Annotated in this window: 18 protein-coding genes; 9 read left to right on the forward strand and 9 right to left on the reverse strand. The window is 69.4% G+C overall.

What is annotated here, in order from left to right; all coding sequences use genetic code 11:
• Position 1: 1 nt before the first annotated feature.
• Together HYG95_RS12460 and HYG95_RS12465 are read left to right on the forward strand one after the other, a co-directional pair.
• Positions 2-997: a WXG100 family type VII secretion target gene (locus HYG95_RS12460; protein ID WP_181698128.1), complete on the forward strand. Its 996-nt coding sequence runs from the start codon at positions 2-4 to the stop codon at positions 995-997.
• A 39-nt stretch (positions 998-1,036) separates the two neighbouring features.
• Positions 1,037-1,708: an O-methyltransferase gene (locus HYG95_RS12465; RefSeq protein WP_181698129.1), complete on the forward strand. Its 672-nt coding sequence runs from the start codon at positions 1,037-1,039 to the stop codon at positions 1,706-1,708.
• A 119-nt stretch (positions 1,709-1,827) separates the two neighbouring features.
• Here HYG95_RS12465 and HYG95_RS12470 read toward each other — a convergent pair whose 3' ends face one another.
• Complete coding sequence (locus HYG95_RS12470) at positions 1,828-2,400, reverse strand: helix-turn-helix domain-containing protein (RefSeq protein WP_181698130.1); 573 nt, start codon at positions 2,398-2,400, stop codon at positions 1,828-1,830.
• A gap of 93 nt (positions 2,401-2,493) precedes the next feature.
• Here HYG95_RS12470 and HYG95_RS12475 point away from each other — a divergent pair, with 93 nt between their 5' ends.
• Complete coding sequence (locus tag HYG95_RS12475; protein ID WP_181698131.1) at positions 2,494-3,705, forward strand: pyridoxal phosphate-dependent aminotransferase; 1,212 nt, start codon at positions 2,494-2,496, stop codon at positions 3,703-3,705.
• Between the two features lies 1 nt (position 3,706).
• On the opposite strand, the gene HYG95_RS12480 is transcribed toward HYG95_RS12475, so the two are convergent.
• From HYG95_RS12480 to HYG95_RS12490, 3 genes are all read right to left on the reverse strand, one after another.
• The gene (locus tag HYG95_RS12480; RefSeq protein ID WP_181698132.1) at positions 3,707-3,925 is read right to left on the reverse strand and encodes a hypothetical protein; all 219 of its coding nucleotides are present in this window, start codon (positions 3,923-3,925) and stop codon (positions 3,707-3,709) included.
• A gap of 121 nt (positions 3,926-4,046) precedes the next feature.
• On the reverse strand, positions 4,047-5,270 hold the full coding sequence (locus tag HYG95_RS12485; RefSeq protein ID WP_181698133.1) for a cytochrome P450: 1,224 nt from the start codon (positions 5,268-5,270) through the stop codon (positions 4,047-4,049).
• Between the two features lie 132 nt (positions 5,271-5,402).
• Positions 5,403-6,389: a zinc-binding dehydrogenase gene (locus tag HYG95_RS12490; RefSeq protein ID WP_181698134.1), complete on the reverse strand. Its 987-nt coding sequence runs from the start codon at positions 6,387-6,389 to the stop codon at positions 5,403-5,405.
• A 233-nt stretch (positions 6,390-6,622) separates the two neighbouring features.
• Here HYG95_RS12490 and HYG95_RS12495 point away from each other — a divergent pair, with 233 nt between their 5' ends.
• A complete protein-coding gene (locus HYG95_RS12495; protein ID WP_181698135.1) occupies positions 6,623-7,840 on the forward strand; it encodes a DUF418 domain-containing protein in 1,218 nt (405 codons plus the stop codon).
• A gap of 1 nt (position 7,841) precedes the next feature.
• Here HYG95_RS12495 and HYG95_RS12500 read toward each other — a convergent pair whose 3' ends face one another.
• Positions 7,842-8,513, reverse strand: a complete 672-nt coding sequence (locus HYG95_RS12500) for a TetR/AcrR family transcriptional regulator (RefSeq protein WP_067491940.1) — start codon at positions 8,511-8,513, stop codon at positions 7,842-7,844.
• Between the two features lie 92 nt (positions 8,514-8,605).
• Here HYG95_RS12500 and HYG95_RS12505 point away from each other — a divergent pair, with 92 nt between their 5' ends.
• From HYG95_RS12505 to HYG95_RS12520, 4 genes are all read left to right on the forward strand, one after another.
• Positions 8,606-10,075 carry an MFS transporter gene (locus HYG95_RS12505; protein WP_181698136.1) on the forward strand — a complete coding sequence of 490 codons (1,470 nt, stop codon included), beginning with the start codon at positions 8,606-8,608 and terminating at the stop codon, positions 10,073-10,075.
• A 139-nt stretch (positions 10,076-10,214) separates the two neighbouring features.
• Complete coding sequence (locus HYG95_RS12510) at positions 10,215-10,892, forward strand: urease accessory protein UreF (protein WP_181698137.1); 678 nt, start codon at positions 10,215-10,217, stop codon at positions 10,890-10,892.
• A gap of 21 nt (positions 10,893-10,913) precedes the next feature.
• Positions 10,914-11,621: an urease accessory protein UreG gene (ureG, locus tag HYG95_RS12515; protein ID WP_181698138.1), complete on the forward strand. Its 708-nt coding sequence runs from the start codon at positions 10,914-10,916 to the stop codon at positions 11,619-11,621.
• Positions 11,611-12,276, forward strand: coding sequence for an urease accessory protein UreD (locus HYG95_RS12520; protein WP_181698139.1), 666 nt, complete (start codon positions 11,611-11,613; stop codon positions 12,274-12,276). Before ureG ends, HYG95_RS12520 begins: the two co-directional genes overlap by 11 nt.
• A gap of 49 nt (positions 12,277-12,325) precedes the next feature.
• Here HYG95_RS12520 and HYG95_RS12525 read toward each other — a convergent pair whose 3' ends face one another.
• The 4 genes from HYG95_RS12525 to HYG95_RS12540 form a co-directional block, all read right to left on the reverse strand.
• On the reverse strand, positions 12,326-13,138 hold the full coding sequence (locus HYG95_RS12525) for a hypothetical protein (RefSeq protein ID WP_225280789.1): 813 nt from the start codon (positions 13,136-13,138) through the stop codon (positions 12,326-12,328).
• 177 nt (positions 13,139-13,315) lie between these two features.
• The gene (locus HYG95_RS12530) at positions 13,316-14,734 is read right to left on the reverse strand and encodes an NAD(P)/FAD-dependent oxidoreductase (RefSeq protein ID WP_181698140.1); all 1,419 of its coding nucleotides are present in this window, start codon (positions 14,732-14,734) and stop codon (positions 13,316-13,318) included.
• A 60-nt stretch (positions 14,735-14,794) separates the two neighbouring features.
• Positions 14,795-15,688, reverse strand: a complete 894-nt coding sequence (locus HYG95_RS12535; protein ID WP_370465772.1) for a tat pathway signal sequence — start codon at positions 15,686-15,688, stop codon at positions 14,795-14,797.
• A 77-nt stretch (positions 15,689-15,765) separates the two neighbouring features.
• Positions 15,766-15,972, reverse strand: coding sequence for a hypothetical protein (locus HYG95_RS12540; protein ID WP_181698142.1), 207 nt, complete (start codon positions 15,970-15,972; stop codon positions 15,766-15,768).
• A gap of 190 nt (positions 15,973-16,162) precedes the next feature.
• Here HYG95_RS12540 and HYG95_RS12545 point away from each other — a divergent pair.
• Positions 16,163-18,711: exodeoxyribonuclease V subunit gamma (locus tag HYG95_RS12545; RefSeq protein WP_181698143.1), on the forward strand; the 2,549-nt coding region annotated here is incomplete at its 3' end.

The raw sequence follows: 18,711 nt of genomic DNA on the forward strand, positions 1-18,711 counted from the left end.
CATGGCCGACCAACCGACCGCCATCGGCACCTTCCTCAACGAGAACTCGGTACTGCCGGGCACCGTCGACTCCTTCGACGACGCGCCCGCACCCGACAACGACCTGCTGGCCGATGGAACCAACTATCGCGACACCTACTACCAGGAATCGAATTTCCTGTTCAGCAACGTGGGTGTGCCGCGGATCGAGGAGAAGAACCGCGGGCAGGAGGCCGACGCGGGCATTCTCGAGGGCACTCTACAGGGCGACACCTTCGAGAACGGGTACAGCCTCTACAACGCCTTCGCCGGTGGCGGGTCGACCACCGACAAGATCGACGCCATCGCCAAGGCCGGATCGACAGCGGCCGACTGGTCCTCCGCCGTCCAGACATTCGGCAAGGCCATCAAAGGCACCTCGGCGCCGGCGAAGTTCGACCCGTTCAACTTCATCGGCTCGCAGCTGATGAGCTGGATGCTCGAACACGTGGAACCGATGCGCAAGTCGCTCGACTCCATCACCGGCAATCCCGATATGGTCCAAGCGTATTCGGATTCGTGGAAGAAGATCGCCGACCATCTCACCACCACCGCCGGGCAACTGGCCGCCGCCGTCGACACCGGCATCGGGGAGTGGACCGGCTGTGCCGCCGAGGCCTATCGCACCAAGGCGACCGAACTCGCGAGCACGATCGCCGAGAAGGCCGCCGTGTCGCAGATCCTCGCCGACTGCAACAAGGCGATGAAGTCGATCGTGGAAACGGTGCGCGGCATCGTCGTCGAGATCCTCAGCAGCCTGGCGGGCATGCTGCTCGAGATGACCGCGATCCTCATCGCCTCGGCCGGAACCGCGTCGCCCGCGCTCATCGCTCGCGCGCTGGCCGATATCTCGCTGGCCACCATGACTGTGTGGCAGATGCTGATCAAGCTCGCCGAGGCGCTGGTGTCGACGAAGACCATGGCGCAGAGCGCGGTGCAGCTGGTGCGCGGGGTCGCCGGAGTCGAATCCGCGAAATAGGTGCCGGTGTGTGGTGGGGGTTGGTGGCAGACTGCGGGTATGACCAGTGCTGAGTGGGCCGATGTCGACAGTTATCTCGTCAGTGCGCTCGTCGGGGAGGAGGGGGTGCCCGCGCTGGAGGCGAACGCCAGTGCGGGGTTGCCGGCGATCGATGTGTCGCCGCCGCAGGGGAAGCTGCTGAATCTGTTGGCGCGCACCGCTCGTGCGCGTCGGGTGCTCGAGATCGGCACGCTCGGTGGGTACAGCACGGAATGGCTCGCGCGTGCGGTCGGCGAGGGTGGCACCGTGGTGACTCTGGAATTCGAGCCGCGTCATGCCAAGGTCGCGCGGGAGAATCTGGACCGGGCCGGGGTGGGGGAGCGCGTCGATATCCGGGTGGGTGCCGCACTGGATACCTTGCCCGAGGTGGCTGAGGACAGCAGCGAGCCGTTCGATCTGGTGTTCATCGATGCGGACAAGGTGAACAACTCGAACTATGTGCAGTGGGCGCTGCGGCTGACCCGTCCGGGTTCGGTGATCATCGTCGACAATGTGGTGCGCGGCGGGGCTGTTGCCGACGAGCACTCCGACGACCCGAACGTGCGCGCCAGCCGCGAATTGATCGACCTGCTCGCCGCCGAACCGAGCCTGGACGCCACGGTGGTCCAGACCGTCGGTGCCAAAGGCTGGGACGGTTTCGCGTACGCGGTGGTCAACGGTTCGGAGGCCTAGCGGCACGGCCTCGTCGCCGATCCGGCTGGTCCCGTGTCGGTACGACAGGGTAGCGGTGGGCCGGGTACCCGGACGGGTCGGCGGCGTGCCGGTACCGCGACGGGCCGCGCTCGCGCGGGTCAGCGCACGGGTGACAGCGCCCGGGGCGACAGCGGCTGCGCACCGGTCGCGATATCGATGGCTTCGGCCAGGTCGAGCCGCAGCTCGTGATCCGCTGCGGACGCGGGTCCGTCGTGGTGGGTGATCCCCTCGGCGGTGCGCACGTAGTGCAGCACGGTGTCGCCGATATGCACGGTGACTGTGCCCTCGTCGACGACCTCCGCGAGAGCCCGGCCCAGGGGCAGGGCCAGCCAATGCGCGCGCACCGCGTCGGTGGGATTGCGCTGCCCGAGCAGCGGCGCACCCCACCCGGCCAGCGCGTCGAGCACCGGTCGCAGCCCCCGGCCGAGTTCGGTGAGCTCATAGCTCGAGCGCATCCCGTTGCGGTGATGGGTGAGCACACCGTCACGTTCGAGCCCCTTGAGCCGGGTCGCGAGCATATCGGTGCTTATCCCGGGCAGGTCGGCGAACAGATCGCTGTAACGGCGTGGGCCGGAACACAATTCGCGGACAACGAGCAGGCTCCACCGGTCCCCGACGAGGTCGAGCGCGCGGCTCACGGCGCAGTAGTGGTCGTAGCTTCGGCGTGACACGGCTATCACTCTAACCTGATACTTGGAAAATCCAAGTGAGATCTTGGAAAAACCAAGTAGTGTGTGCGGCAACCACATCGCGGAGGGAAGTCCATGCAGTTCAAGCAGTCGAGCAAGCTGTCGGGAGTGTCGTACGAGATTCGCGGTCCGGTGGCCGAGGAAGCCGCCCGGCTCGAGGCCGAGGGGCATCACGTCGTGAAGCTCAACACCGGCAATCCGCTGATCTTCGGTTTCGACGCGCCGCCGGACCTCTTGCAGGACATGGTCCGAACCCTGCCCGCCTCCACCGGCTACACCTCGTCGAAGGGCCTGCTCTCTGCCCGGCGCGCGGTGGTGCAGTACTACCAGACGCTCGGGGTGCCCGATGTCGACGTGGAGCAGGTGTTCCTCGGCAACGGTGTCTCCGAGCTCATCATGATGGCGATGACCGCACTGCTCGAGAACGGCGACGAGGTCCTCGTACCCGCCCCCGACTTCCCGCTGTGGACGGCCGCGACCGCGCTCAACGGCGGCACCCCGGTGCACTATTTGTGCGACGAGGGCGCCGACTGGTACCCCGACCTCGCCGACATCACCGCCAAGATCACCGACCGCACCCGCGCCATAGTCCTCATCAACCCCAACAATCCGACCGGTGCGGTGTACCCGCCCGAGGTGCTGCGCGAGATCCTCGAGATCGCCCGCAGGCACAACCTCGTCGTGTTCGCCGACGAGATCTACGACAAGATCTACTACGACGACCTCGAGCACACCGCGGTCGCCTCGCTCGCCCCCGACCTGCTGTGCCTGACCTTCTCCGGCCTGTCGAAGAACTACCGCGCCGCCGGTCTGCGCTCCGGTTGGCTCGTGGTGTCGGGCCCCGTTCAGCACGCGGCGAGCTACCTCGAGGGTCTCACCATGCTGGCCGGTCTGCGCCTGTGCGCGAATGTCCCGGCGCAGCAAGCCATCCAGGCCGCCCTCGGCGGGTATCAGAGCATCAACGACCTGGTCCTGCCCGGTGGCCGGCTGCGCGAACAGCGCGACCGGGCGTGGGAAGCGCTCAACTCCATCCCCGGTGTCTCATGCGTGAAACCCAAGGGCGCGCTCTACGCCTTCCCGCGCATCGACCTGGACATGTACCCCATCCACGACGACGAGAAGTTCGTTCTCGACCTGCTGCTGCAGGAGAAGCTGCACATCGTGCAGGGCACCGGCTTCAACTGGCCGCATCCGGACCACTTCCGCATCGTCACCCTGCCGCACGCCGACGAACTCGAGGCCATCATCGAACGCATCGGCCGCTTCCTGGCCACATACCGGCAGTAGGTCAGGTGGGGCAGCCCTGTCCGGAGTCGCCGGACGCCGAGGGCGGGAGCTGGATGAGGCAGAGGATGAGTCCGGCCGTCTCGTCGGCCAGCTGGCCGGACCCGGTGTGAACCGTCAGGCGGTTCGGCCCGGTGATCTCGGCGGAGGCGGCGGGCGCAGCGAACAGCGGCGCCGCCGCAGCGCAGAGGATCAGCGCCGCGGCGGCGAACTTCTTCGGCATGATCGGCCCCTGTCTCCCGGATGACGTCTGGGCCCGATGCTACGCCGGGGACGTGACTGAGGCTTCGACGCAGCTACGAGGGCTCAGCGCAGCGACGAGGGACTCGCGCAGCGAAAACTACTCAGCGCAGCCGGACCGGAAGGTCGAGCAGCCCGCGGATGAGAGTGCTCGTCTGCCAGTGCATGGTCGCGGCGGGATCGGCCAAGCGCAGGTCGGGGAAGCGCCGGAGCAGGGCGGTGAAGGCGACCTCGGCTTCGAGGCGGGCCAGGGGTGCGCCGACACAGAAGTGGATGCCGTGACCGAAGGCGAGGTGACCCGAGGTCGGCCCGTCGACGGTGAGCGCATCGGGGTCGGTGAAACGGGCGGGATCGCGGTTGGCGGCCGCCAGGGCGACGTTCACGATCTCACCCGCCGGAATCTCGACACCACCGAGGGTGACGGGCTCGGCGGTGAACCGCAGCGTCGCCATGTCGACCGGCCCGTCGAAACGCAGGAACTCCTCGATGGCCTCGGGCACACCCGCCGGGTCGGCACACAGCGCCGCCCACTGGGTCGGCTCGCGCAGCAGGGCGTGCACACCGTTGCCGATCAGGTTCACGGTGGTCTCGTGGCCGGCGACCAGCAGCAGGAACGCCATCGACACCAGTTCACGGTCGGTGAGCCGGTCGCCGTCCTCGTCGGCGAGCACCAGTTGTGACAGCAGATCCTCGGCGGGCCGGGACTGCTTGGCGCGCACCAGGCTCGACAGGTACGCCGCCATCGCGGCCGCGGCGGCGGGCCGCCCCTCCTCCTCGCCGACCACCCCGACCAGCGACCGGGTCCAGGCCTGGAAGTCGTCGCGGTCGTCGAAGGGAACACCGAGTAGTTCGCAGATCACCGTCACCGGAAGGGGATTGGCGAAGGCCTGCATGAGGTCGACCTCGTCGTGGCCGTCCATCGCGTCCAGGAGGTTCTCGGTGATCTCCTCGACGCGGGGGCGCAGGGCCGCCACCTGCCGGGTGGTGAACGCCTTGTTCACCAGTTTGCGCAACCGGGTGTGCTCGGGCGGGTCGGTGCTGAGCATGTGTTGCAGCAGCACCATGGTGTTGGCGTCGGTGGGGGTGCCGTCGCGTTTGGCGCGCAGGATCTCGTCGGCACGAACCGTGTCCTTGCGTAGCCGGGAATCGGCCAGGGCGGCGCGCGCCTCGGGGTAACCGATGACGATCCAGCGGATCACATTGTCGGGGAACAGCACCCGGTGCACCGGTCCGGTGGTGCGCCAGCGGCGGTAGTGGGCGTGCGGGTCGTCGAAGAAGTCGGCGCCGATGGTCTCGACAGGGGCGGCGGCGGTGGTGGTGTCGGCCATTTCGTCACGGTACCGGGGTGGCCGAGGCGACGCGCCGAAAGTGACCACCGGAATTACCGAATTCCCTTGTGGCAGGTAATGTTCGGATGGGCGAAAACCGCGCCCGGCGAACGCGGTTTTCGCCGATCCGAGTCAGCGAGCTGAGCCGTGTACCGCGATCTTGCCGTTGCGTCCCGGTGTTTCCGAGGCGACGGCCGCGTCTGCGGCCTTGTCGAGGGGGAACTCACCGTCGAGTTCCAGGCGCAGCGTGCCGTCGGCGGCCAGTCCGACCAGTTCGGTGATGAGCCGCACGTAATCGGCGCGGTCGATCTCGGCGCTGCGCTGCTGGCCCCAGAAGCCCTTCACCACAGCCTGTTTGAAGATCACCGCACCGGTGTCGACGATCATCGGCTTGCCCGACAGCGCGCCGAAGGAGATGAGTTCACCGCGCGGGGCGAGCAGCGACATCAGCGTGGCCGCGGCCGGACCGCTGACCTGATCGACGGCCCGCACGATCGGTTCGCCACCGGTCACCTCCGCCACCCGGTCGGTCCACCCGTCGCTCTCGGTGTCGAGGACCGGGCCGTAGCCGAGGTCCTCGAGTGCCCGCACCGAACTCGGTCCGCGCACCAGGCTCAGCACTCGCACCCCGCGCTGCTTCGCGAACAGGTTAACCAGTCGGCCCACGGCGCCGTTGGCAGCGTTGACCACGATCCACTGACCTGGCTGCACGGCGAGGTCGTCGAGCAGCATCAGCGCGCTCAACGGCATGGCAAGCAACTGGCAGGCGGTCTCGTCGGGCACCGTCGGCGGCATCGGGACCACCTGGTCGGCGCGTGCGACGAAGAATTCGGCCCACGCGGCCCTTGCCCCGGCCACCGCGACCCGCTGCCCGACCTGCACCTGATCGGCGCCCGGACCCACCGCGTCGACGACGCCGACGGCCTCGGTGCCCGGAATCGCGGGCAGCGGTGGTTTGTAGCCGTATACCCCGCGCACGATCGCGAGGTCGTGGTTGTGGATGGGCGAGAGCGTCATCGACAGCCGCACCTCACCTGGTCCCGGTTCGGGCGCGGGCACGGTCTGTGCCGCGAGTACGTCCTTCGGCTCCCCGAATCGTTCGATCACCACTGCCTGCATGTCCGCCTCCGAAGCTGGTTGCGAGTCGTGCACGATGCGCCCATTCTTCCACCGCGCCTGACTTCGCCTGACTCCGCACGTTCCGGTCGCGCGTCTCGCCCACCCGGCACAGAGGCCGATGGCAGCCCGGCCTGTCAATACGCCGCAAGGGTGACCGATACCCCCTGCGACAGCTCCACCGAATCGGTCTCACGGGGGACGACCGGCGAGGCGCTCCGGCCTACTCTCGGTCCATGACAGCCGGACCCCCTTCACCCGCGGCATCTTCCGGCCGCCGCATCGGCGAGGTCGACATCCTGCGCGGCTTCGCCCTCTTCGGCATCCTGATCACCAATGTGATCATCGCGACCACCCTGTGGTCCGCCGTCGGCACCCGTGAGGAACCGCGTTCCCTGTTCGACGGCACCGCCGATCAACTGGTCCGCGCGGGCGTCGACGCGCTGTTCACCGGGCGCTTCTACCTGCTGTTCGCGTTCCTGTTCGGATACTCGTTCACTTTGCAGATCGCGGCGGCTCAGCGGGCCGGGGCGCCACCGGTTCGGCGGCTGCTGCGGCGGTGTGCGGCACTGATGGGAATCGGCCTGCTGCACGTGTACTTCCTGTGGGTCGGCGACATCCTCACCCTGTACGCGGCACTGTGCCTGCTGCTGATCGCCCTGCGCAAACTCTCGGCCCGCACCGCTGTCATCACCGCGATCGTGCTGTATTCGCTGTGGTCGGTCTTCGCCTTCCTACCCGGAAGCGACACGGGCACACTCGGTCTCGGCCTGTTCTTCGACCTGCCGAAGATGTCGGCGGACTACACCGGCAGCTTCGCCGACACCTTCGCCGCCCAGACCTCCGTCGCCCCGGTGTTCGCGATCCTCATCTGGATAGCCCAGGGTGTGCCGAGCCTGGCGATGTTCCTGCTCGGCATGGTGGCGGGTAAACGCAATCTGTTCGAGGACGCCGCGACCATCGCGCGCTGGTCGCCCCGGGTGTTGTGGATCGGGTTCGGGGTCGGGCTCCCGATCTCGGCCATGACCTTCGCTCAGCTGATGGACTGGTGGCATCCGCCGGTCCTGGTCCACGGACTCCAGTACCTCATCGCGCCCGCCATGACCTTCGCCTATGTCGCGCTGGTCCTGCGGCTGGCGGGCTCGCCGCGCACCGGCCGGTATCTCGCCGCGCTCGCGCCCGCCGGGCGGATGGCGGCCACCAACTACATCGGTCAGTCGGTGGTGCTGATGGTGGTCTACACCGGATACGGTTTCGCCCTCTCCGATACCGTCGCGCCGCCGGTGGTCGTGCTCGTCGCGCTGGTCACCTTCGCCGCCCAGCTCGCGCTCAGTGCCTGGTGGTTGCGTCACCATCCCTACGGTCCGGTGGAATGGGTGTTGCGCGCCGCCACCTATCTGACAGTGCCCGCCTGGAGGAAACCGAAAGCGGCTGCGGCGCAGGCTGTTCGATGACCTAGCCGGACCGGTCGGCGCGCGCGGCGAAACCGTCGCAGAGTGCGTCGAGGCCGAGGTAGAGCAGATCCTGCGAGGTCAGCTCGCTCACGCCCGCGCCCTCCAGGTCCGCCAAGGCGGGCGGCACCGGGAACTGTGGTGTGCCTTCCAGCAGATCGCGCAGACCGTTGGGGTCGTCGGTCGCGGTGCGCTTGTCGGCGAGCAGGGCGCCACCGACCACCGGCAGGCTCGCGCCCGAGATGTAGTTCCACACCGTGAACGCCATCGTCGTTGCCTCGCGCGCCGACACCTCGAGCTCGCGCAGGCCCGCCACCAGCCAGGCCAGGCTCGCCAGCCCCTGGGGGCCGAAGCTGTAGCGGGGGACCGCGAAGGTCAGCAGCACCCACGGATGCTGCTGGTAGAGCTGCCAATCGATCTCGGCGGCGATGCGCACCCGGTCGCGCCAGGTCCAGTTCTGCCCGGTGGGGTCGGGATAGGGGTGCCGGGCGGCGATCTCGTCGGTCATCGCCGCGATCAGTTCGTCCTTGCTGTCCACGTGCCGGTACAGCGACATGGTCCCCACCGCGAGCCGGTCGGCGATACGTCGCATCGATACCGCGTCGAGGCCGTCGGCATCGGCGAGGGCGATCGCGGCGTCGACGATCGCCGCCCTGGTGAGCTTGGCCTCAGTCATCCCATGACTCACTTTCGTCATCCGGTCTTAATGCGTACACTGTACCGGTGTCTCGCGTACGCCGTACGCATACCCCTGGAAGGAACTTCGGAATGACGAAGCTGGAACCGGCGGTGCCCACCGCAGTCGCCGGTGGACGCCGCGCATGGCTCGGATTGGGCGTGCTGCTGCTGCCGGTGCTGCTGGTGTCGATGGACATCTCGGTGCTGTTCCTCGCCATGCCGACCCTGACGAGCGACCTCGACCCCACCGCCTCCCAGCAGCTCTGGATCCTCGACATCTACGGGTTCATGCTGGCCGGCCTGCTCATCACGATGGGCAATCTCGGCGACCGGATCGGCAGGCGCAACATCCTGCTTGCCGGCGCGGCCGTATTCGGTGTGGCATCGGTGCTCGCCGCGTTCGCGCCGAGCGCCCCGATCCTCATCGCCGCGCGCGTGCTGATGGGTATCGGCGGTGCGACCCTGCTGCCATCGAGCCTGGCGCTGATCTCCACGCTCTTCCCCGACGCCCGCAGGCGCGCCACCGCGATCGGCATCTGGACGGCGTTCTTCGCGGGCGGTTCGGCCGTCGGCCCGATCATCGGCGGCCTGCTGCTGCACCACTTCTGGTGGGGTTCGGTGTTCCTCATCAATATCCCGGTGCTCGCGATCCTGCTGCTGTTCGGACCGTTCCTGCTGCCCGAACACCGCTCCACGACCCTCGGCCCGATCGATCTGCCGAGCGTCGCGCTGTCGATCGGCGGCATCCTGCCGGTGGTCTACGGCATCAAGCACATCGCCGCCGACGGGTTCGATCTCGTCTCGCTGGCGATCGCGGGTATCGGTGTGGTGATGCTCGTGCTGTTCGTGCGCAGGCAGCGTCATCTCAGCGAACCGCTGCTCGACCTGTCGCTGTTCACCCGGCCGCTGTTCCGGGTCGCCATCGGCGCCAGCATGGCGGGCATGATGTCGCTGGCCGCGATGAGCTACCTGACCAGCGTGTATCTGCAGTCGGTCACCGGGCGTGACCCGTTGCAGGCCGCGCTGCTCGGCATTCCGATGGCGGTAGCCGTGTTCGTCTGCTCGATGAGCGGGGCGAATCTCGGGCTGCGGATCGGGGTGCGGGCCGCGTTCACCCTGGCGCTCGTCGCGTCGGCGGTGGGAAATCTGATGCTGCTCGGCGTCGGTGTCGACGGCGGGTTGGCCTGGTACGTGGCCGGTTCGGTGATCGCCGGTATCGGTTACGGCATCTCCTTCACGCTGGTGTCGGATGTGGCGGTGTCCGCGGTGCCTGCCGAGCGCGCGGGTTCGGCGGTCGGAATCTCGGAGACCAGCTTCGAACTCGGTAACGCGCTCGGGCTCGCACTGCTCGGTTCGCTGGCGGCGCTGGTGTTCCGCTCCGGCGGCGACTTCGACGAAACGCTGGGGGAGACCCTCGCGCACTCCGGTGGCAATGCGGGTCTGGCGCACGCCGCTCGCGAATCGTTCGTCAGCGGCATGCACGTCGCCACCACGTGCGGCGCGTTGCTGCTGCTGGCGATGGCCGCGCTGGCGTGGCGTTCGGCCCGGTCGACTCGCTGAGACTGCCGGTAGCGGCGTGACCGCCGCTACCGGTTTCCGGTCCCGCACAGCACCCGCGCGATGTGAGGAGTGCCACCGGGCGTGCGGCCGGACGTGGCTCGCCGAGCGTTCCGGCGACGCCGTTGCATAGGATCGTCGGATGCGAAACGAGGGTGCGACGGGCCTGGCGACATTGCTCGTCCTGGCCGATTCGCGCCTGCCCATCGGCGGGCACGTGCACTCCGGCGGCGTCGAGGAGGCCGTGGCCTCGGGGCTGTTGCGCGACAACGCGAGCGTCGAGCTGTACCTGCGCCGCCGCATCGCGACCACCGGTCTGGTGACGGCCTCGCTGGCCGCCGCGGTCTGCGAGGGCACGCTCCCTCCCGGGCGTGCCGACCTCGAAACCGACGCGCGCACACCATCTCCCGCCGCGCGCGCCGCGTCCCGTGCCCAGGGGCGCGGTCTGCTGCGGCTCGCCAAACAACTCTGGCCCACCCCGGTCCACGCGGGTGACACCGACCATCCGAACTGGTCGGCGGTCGGCACACGCCCGCACCTGTCGACGGTGTTCGGCATGGTCGGACAGGCCTGCGGTGCGAATGCCGAGGAACTCGCGGGCGTCGTCGTCTACACCACGCTGACCGGTGCCGCGACCGCCGCCCAGCGCCTCCTCGCCCTCGACCCCGCCGCCATCGCGGCGAGCACGCTGCGCCTGGCACCCCTGTGTGACCGGGTCGCCGCCGAGGCCGCCACGGGATTGGCCGCGCTGTCGGATCCGTTGCAGGACGCGCTCGCCGAACGTCACCTCCACCGCGATATGCCACTGTTCGCGTCCTGACCCCGAGATGAAGGAGTTCCCATGCCGCCGCACCTGATCGATGGTGAACCGCACGATCACAGCCACGACCGGCCCAAGCGCGATCGGGTTCCCGGTGAGGCGCTGCGCGTCGGGATCGGCGGCCCGGTCGGCTCGGGCAAGACCGCGCTGGTCGCGGCGCTGTGCAGGCAGCTGCGCGACGAGCTCTCGCTCGCGGTGCTGACCAACGACATCTACACCACCGAGGACGCCGACTTCCTGCGCCGCCACGCGGTGCTGCCCGACGAGCGGATCACGGCCGTGCAGACCGGCGGCTGCCCGCACACCGCCATCCGCGACGACATCACCGCCAACCTCGACGCCATCGACGACCTGGTCGCGGCCAATCCGCCGCTGGACCTGATCCTCGTCGAATCCGGTGGCGACAACCTCACCGCCACCTTCTCCTCCGGTCTCATCGACGTGCAGATCTTCGTCGTCGACGTGGCGGGCGGCGACAAGGTGCCGCGCAAGGGCGGCCCCGGTGTCACCTTCTCCGACCTGCTCGTGGTGAACAAGACCGACCTCGCCCCGCTGGTCGGTGCCGACCTCGGCGTGATGGAGCGCGATGCCGCCAAGGTGCGCGAGGGCAGGCCGACCGCCCTGATCTCGCTGACCGAGGACCCGGCCGCCACCCCCGTGCTCGCCTGGGTGCGCGAACAGTTGCGCGTGGTCGCCGAGCAGGACGCGGCCGCGGGCGTTGCGCACTGAACTGAGCATCGTCGCCGCGCCGGGTCTGCTGCCGCGCATCGACGCGGTCGGCGGCCTGGCCGGACGCCACACCGGCGCCGATACCGTGCACCTGATCGGCACCGCCGCCACCCCGCTCGGCGGGGACGAACTCGACATCCGCATCGTGGTGCGGCCGGGTGCGCGGCTGGTCGTGCGCTCGGTGGCGGCGACGATCGCGTTGCCGAGTGCCGCGACCCCGATGTCGTCGGCGCGGTGGTACTTCGAGGTCGGGGCGGGTGGCGTCCTGGATTTCGATCCGGAACCGACCATCATCGCGGGCGGCGCCCACCACCACATGGTGACCACCGTCGTTCTGGCCGCCGACGCGCAACTGCGATTGCGCGAACGCGTCCAGCTCGGTCGAAGCGGCGAGGACGGCGGCGGGTGGCGCGGTGATCTCGTGGCCGACGTGGGTGAGGTGCCGCTGCTGCGGCATCGTCTCGAATTGGGGGCGGGTGCGTCGGCCGACGATCGCCTCGACGCGCCGCGTGCGATCGACAGTGAACTGGTCTACCCCGACGCTCGGCCCGCGTGGACCGGCGGCCTGGACGCGGTCCGCCTGCCGCTGGCCGCGGGCGGTTCGCTGGCGACGCGCACGAGTGCCCGCCTGCGCACGCCGGTAGCTGTGGGATAACCGAAAGTGGTGGGAGCCGGACGTATCCGACTCCCACCACGTCTGCGGGTCAGGCTTGGACGAGCTCGGATTCCTCGGCGTCGACCGCGTCGGGGGTGACCCCGCGCGGCGGGGCGAGGAAGCCGTTCGCGGCCCCGACCGCCGCGCCGACCCCGGCGCCGACGACCGTCGCGGGCACCGACACCGCCATGTAGCCGGCCATCCCGCCCAGGATCGGTCCCGCGACGAGACCGACCGGCAGGAACACCACGCCCGCGACCAACCCGGCCACGGCACCCACCGTGCTCGCCATCATCGCGGCCGGGATCGCCACGGTGGAACCGACCGCCGCGCCCCGTGCCGCCGTACCGATGGTCGACTCGGCGATCCGGTCCGAGCGGCTGCGCTCGAGCCCGACCGAGTCGAGGAAAGTCGCCAGATTCGCCTCGGTGACCGCCGAGGCGTCGTTGATCTGGATCGACGTCTCGACCGGAACGAAGTCGGGCACCGGAACCTGCTGGTCACCGAAGCGGAACTGGCCCGGCGGCGGCAGGATCGGCGGAACCGGCGCCACCGCGGTCGGCAGATGCAGCGGGCCGACCGGAGACAGGTAATCGGTCTCCGGGCCCGTGCGTGCCCACGGCAGCGAGCTGCGCGTGTTCGCGGGTTTCGGCGCGGTCACGTAAGGGGCGGCATTGGGCGCGACCGCGTCGTACTCCGGTGCGATCGGCTGTTCGGGCTGCGTCACCGCCGCCTGCGCGGGATCGGCGTTCGCGGTGCCCGTGCCGATCAGGGCCATGACCAGGGGTACTGCTCCCGCCGCGACGACCGAACCGACCTTCTGCCGCTGCGGGCTCGGCGCCCTGTGTTTCCCCGTCGCCATAGATCACCTTTCATCCGGGGGATTTGGTCACACATATGACCTCCGACATTCGGACCGGTGCCGTGGGCGGATGGGTCCGAAACGTCGGCAACCCGCAATATCGGTGTGCCGGAAGGTAACCGGAGACGACAAAAGCCGGGTGGTTCGACGGAACCACCCGGCTTTCGCGCAGACGTGCTACCCGGACTTGCGCTCGTCGACCTGTTTGCGCCCCGACGGCGGGGCGCCCAGGTGGGCGGCGAGTTCGTCGGCCTCGGAGACGTCGGAGTTGACTTCCTCGATCGCCAACCGGGCGAACACCCACTGCTCGGTCGCCGCCATCTGACCGCGGTTGCGGCCGAGGAAGGAGACGAACCAGCCGATCACGGTGACGATCCGGCTGCGGTAGCCGACCAGGTAGTACAGGTGCAGGGCCAGCCACGCGAGCCAGGCGAGGAACCCGCTGAACTCGAGCTTGCCGATCTGGCAGACCGCGTCGAAACGCGAGATCGTCGCCATCGAGCCCTTGTTGAAGTACTTGAACGGCTTGCGTTCGGCCGGGGTCTGCCCCTTCAGCCCGGCCTTGATGGCCTTGGCCGCGTAGGTCGAACCCTGGATCGCACCCTGGGCCTGCCCGGGCACACCGGGCACCGACATCAGGTCGCCGACCACGAAGACGTTCGGGTGCCCCTTGACCGTGAGATCGGGCTCGACGATGACGCGACCGGCGCGGTCCACCTCGGTGCCGTCGGAACGTTCGGCGATCATCTTGCCCAGCGGGCTGGCCTGCACGCCCGCCGACCACACCTTGCACATCGCCTCGATGCGGCGGGTGCTGCCGTCCTTGTCCTTGACGACCACGCCGTGCGCGTCGACGTCGGTCACCATGGCGTTGAGCTGGATCTCCACGCCCATCTTCTCGAGCCGCTTGGCGGCCTTGGCGCCCAGCTTCGGACCCATCGGGCCGAGTACCGCGCCCGCGCCCTCGAGCAGGATGACGCGTGCGTCGCGCGGGTCGATGGTGCGGAAGGTGCCGTCGAGGGTGCGGTCGGCGAGTTCGGCGATCTGCCCGGCCAGCTCCACACCCGTCGGGCCCGCGCCGACGACGATGAAGGTGAGCAGCCGGTCGCGTTCCTCCTGGGTTTCGGCCAGCTCGGCCTGCTCGAAGGCGCCGAGGATGCGGGCCCGCAATTCCAGGGCGTCGTCGATGGTCTTCATGCCGGGCGCGTAGGTGGCGAAGTGGTCGTTACCGAAGTAGGACTGCTGCGCGCCGGTGGCGACGATGAGACTGTCGTAGGGGGTCACCGTGTCGCGGTTGAGCAAGCGCGAGGTGACCGTCTGGTTGTCCAGGTCGACGTCGACGACGTCGCCCATCAGCACCTGCGCGTTCTTCTGCTTGCGCAGCACGAGCCGGGTGGCCGGGGCGATCTCGCCGGTCGACAGGATGCCCGTGGCCACCTGATACAGCAGCGGCTGGAACAGGTGGGTCGACGTCTTGGAGATCAGCGTGACATCGACATCGGCCCTGCGCAGGTGCCGGGTACCGAACAACCCGCCGAACCCGGAACCGATCACCACCACGCGGTGCCGCTGGTTCCCGACAGACTGAGTGCTCATCGTCCTGACTCCTCGGCTGACTGGGGTGATTACAGAACCGACCTTACGGGACGTGACGCCTCAGCGACCCGCAAGCAGGAGCTGGGCCACCTTGGTGTCGGTCTCGGCGCCCTCGGTGTAGCCGCCGTCGGCGCCGAGTGCGTTCATGATCGCCAGGGTATAGCGCTCGCCCTCGCCCGCGACGCCGACCGAGTTCACCACCCAGCCGTCGGCCTCGGCCGACCAGCCGTTCTTCAGGCCGGGACGCATCGCCGCACCGGCGCCCCACACACCCCAGTGCTGGTTGGAGTCGACCGAGCGCATCCGGTCGAGCAGGTAGGCCAGATCGTCGGGGTGCATGGTGTCGAGGATCGTGTTCATCAGGCGGTCCAGGTCGGCGGCGGTACACTTCTGGAACGACCAGTCCGGGAACAGCGCGGTGTTGGTCGGCTGCGGGATCAGGCTGACCATGCCGTAGGCGCGGAAGGCGTTGTTGTAGGCCATCCGGTCGAAGCCGATGTACTTGTGCCACAGCACATCCGTCGCCTGGTCGTTGGACGTGGCGAGCATCGCCTCGATATTGCCGCGGTCCTCCGGCGACAGCGCGATGGCGCCGACGCGGGCCCGGTTGAGCAGGTCGGCGGCGATGGCCAGCTTGATCGTCGAGGCGGTCCACACCTGGTTCTCGGCGTGTTCGTTGGCGTAGATGCCGCCGGTGACGCGGTCGCGCAGCACGTAGCCGACGACGCCGGGGCGGCCGGCCAGGTAGCTGTTCACCTTCGCGATCCGCGCACTCATGTCGCAGTCGAATCCGGACAGGCACGCCTGGGTCAGGACCGGCGCGGCCTGCGCGGTAGCGGTGAGTACCGGGACGCCCGGGGTGAGGGCGGCCGCGGCGGCGAGGAGACAAGCTGTTGCTGCGACCCGGGAAACGACGCGGGTGGCGGGGGAACGGTCACGCACGAGGCACCACACTGGCACATCGGCGGCTCATACGCACCCTTCGCTGCCGAATCGTCACAAATCGGCCTTGTGGCACAGCGGGATTGCGATCAGTGATGCGCGGCGTGCGGGGTGGCGATGGGGCAGCCGTTGAGCCGGTGGCAGTGCTCGAACGCCTCGCCGTGACGATCGAGGGGCCACGAGTGCAGCACCTGATCGGGGCCGTAGCGCCGGGAATTGATGAGTTCCCAGCGGGCGCCCGCGCGGCGGACGACGAATCCGCCGTCGGGAACCAGGGCAATCACCTGCGCGATCATGAACCGAACCCGCCTTTCGTACCGCGGCCGAACCGTCCCACCCGAGCCAGCAGAGTCCCACGCCCCGGTTTCGTCCCGGCGCAGGCGTGGCCGGTAACGCGTTGCAGTGTGGTCTATTTCACTAGCTCTTGCCGGGGGTGCGGGCGGGGTCGCATGATTGCGGGTCGGTCGCTGGGCGTATAAACGACGGATGCCGTTGCACCTCCATCGCGCCGAACGCGCCGACGCGCTGGCCGACGGTCTCGGGCAGGTGCTCGCGGTTGCGCCCGGTGATCCTTTCGCCACCGAGGTGGTCGCCGTTCCCGCGAAAGGTGTCGAGCGCTGGCTGGCGCAACGGCTGTCCGGTGTGCTCGGCGTGGGCGGCGCGGGCGACGGGGTAGCCGCCAACATCTCCTTCCCCTCACCTGCCGCGCTGGTCGCCGACGTGCTGGCCGCCGCGAACGGGATCACCGCCGAGGACGACCCGTGGTCCGGGCAGCGGGTGGTGTGGTCGGTGCTGCGGGTGATCGACGAGGTGGCCGCCGAACCGTGGGCGGCGGTGCTGGCCCGCCACCTCGGGCTGCCCGGCGGCGATCACCGGCTCGGCAGGCGCTATTCGACCGCCGCCCACCTGGCCGCCCTGTTCGACTCCTACGCCGCCCAGCGCCCGCGTGTGCTGCTCGACTGGGTCGCGGGCCTCGACACCGACGGCGCGGGCGGCCCGGTGCCCGACGACCTGGCCTGGCAGCCGCGGCTGTGGCGCGCCTTGCGCACCGTCATCGGCTCTCCGAGCCCCGCCGAACGCCTCGCCGACGCCTGCGCCCGGCTGCGCACCGACCCTGCTTCCGTCGACCTGCCCGAGCGGCTGTCGCTGTTCGGCCTCACCCGTCTGCCCGCCGACCAGCTCGCCGTCTTCACCGCCCTCGCCACCCATCGCGATGTGCACCTGTGGCTGGCACATCCGAGTCCGGTGCTGTGGACGGCACTCACCGATGCTTCCGGACCCGATGCGACCGGCAACGCCTCGTTTCCGCAGTCCGGTGCGGCTTCGCCGAGCACGGCTGCGGCTGTGCGTGGTGTCGATAGTGTGGGTGACTCGGCGAGCGGTGGTCCACCGGTCGGGGGCGGCTCGGATCCGGTCGCTGATCGGGATGAGTCGGCGCAGGCGAACCCGGCTGGGGTTCAGCGGTTCTCGGCGTCGCCTCGCTCTGCCGATCGGACCGCGGACCGCGTTTCGCACCCCTTGCTCACCGGCCTCGGCCGCGATGTCCGGGAGCTGGAGCAGCGGCTGAACCCGTTACTGGACAGCGATAGTCATCTCCCGGCGCGACTCGATTCGACGACCCTGCTCGGCCGGGTGCAGTGCGCGATCCGCGACGACCGTGCCCCGGAGGTGGGGGCGGTGCCGGACGGCAGCATCGAGGTGCACGCCTGTCACGGTGCGGCCCGGCAGGTCGAGGTGCTGCGGGATCTGTTGCTGCGCACGTTCACCGCCGATCCGACGCTGGAACCACGCGACGTGCTCATCATGTGCCCCGACGTGGAGGCCTACGCCCCGCTGGTGCGGGCAGCCTTCGGGCAGCGTGGGTCGGGCACGGGGGACCAGCCCGTAGCCGGGGAACATCCGGCCCATCAGTTGCGGGTGCGGTTGGCCGACCGGGGGCGGGCGGTGACCAACCCGATGCTCGCGGTGGTGATCGATCTGCTCGAACTGGCCGACGGGCGCGTCACCGTGACGCAGGTCCTCGACCTGGCCGCAGCCGAAAGCGTGCGCCGCCGTTGTGGTTTCGACGACGACGACATCGAACGGCTGCGTGGCTGGGCGGCCGAGTCCGGTGCGCGCTGGGGTATCGGGCAGCGACAGCGGGAGGCGTTCGGCCTGGCCGACTTCGCCCAGAACACTCTCAATGCCGCGGTGGACCGCATTCTGCTCGGCGTCACCGCCGACGAGTCCGGTGACGACTGGCTCGACCTTGCCCTGCCCCTCGACGATGTCGACTCCAATGATGTCGACCTGGCGGGCCGCTTCGCCGAGTTCGTCGACCGGGTCGCGGTCTGCCTGCGCGACCTGCGCGGCCCCCGTCCCGCCGCGCAATGGACGGCGGTGCTGCTGCGCGCGCTCGAGCTGCTCACCGATGTGCCGGACTCCTACTCCTGGATCCGGGCCGAAGCGCGCCGCGAGATCGTCGCCGCCACCGAGCACGCGGGTGACGCGCCGCTGCGGCTGGCCGATGTCGCGGTGCTGCTGACCTCCCGGCTCGCGGGTGCACCCGGGCGCGCCAACTTCCGCACCGGTGAACTCACGGTGTGCTCGCTGGTCCCCATGCGATCGGTGCCGCACCGGGTGGTGGTGCTGCTCGGCCTCGACGACGACATCTTCCCGCGTACCGGCAGCGTCGACGGCGACGACCTGCTGGCCCGCAGCCCGCTGATCGGTGAACGCGACGCCCGCAGCGAGGACCGGCAGCTGCTGCTCGACGCGATCATGGCCGCCACCGAACAGCTGCTTGTGCTGCACACCGGTGCCGACCCGGTCACCGGCGCCGCCCGCCCGCCCGCCGTCCCGGTGGCCGAACTACTCGACGTGCTCGCCACCCACGTGGGCTCGGCCGCGATGTCCGACGTGCACATCCGGCATCCGCTCCAGGCCTTCGACCGGCGTAATTTCGCACCGGAGCGCCCACGCAGCTTCGACACCGTCGCGCTCGCGGGCGCGCGGGCTGCCGCGCGCCCGTCCCGCCCGCGCCCACCGCTGCTCGC

It is taken from the genome of Nocardia sp. GTS18 (assembly GCF_013839555.1).
Taxonomy (GTDB): domain Bacteria; phylum Actinomycetota; class Actinomycetes; order Mycobacteriales; family Mycobacteriaceae; genus Nocardia; species Nocardia rosealba.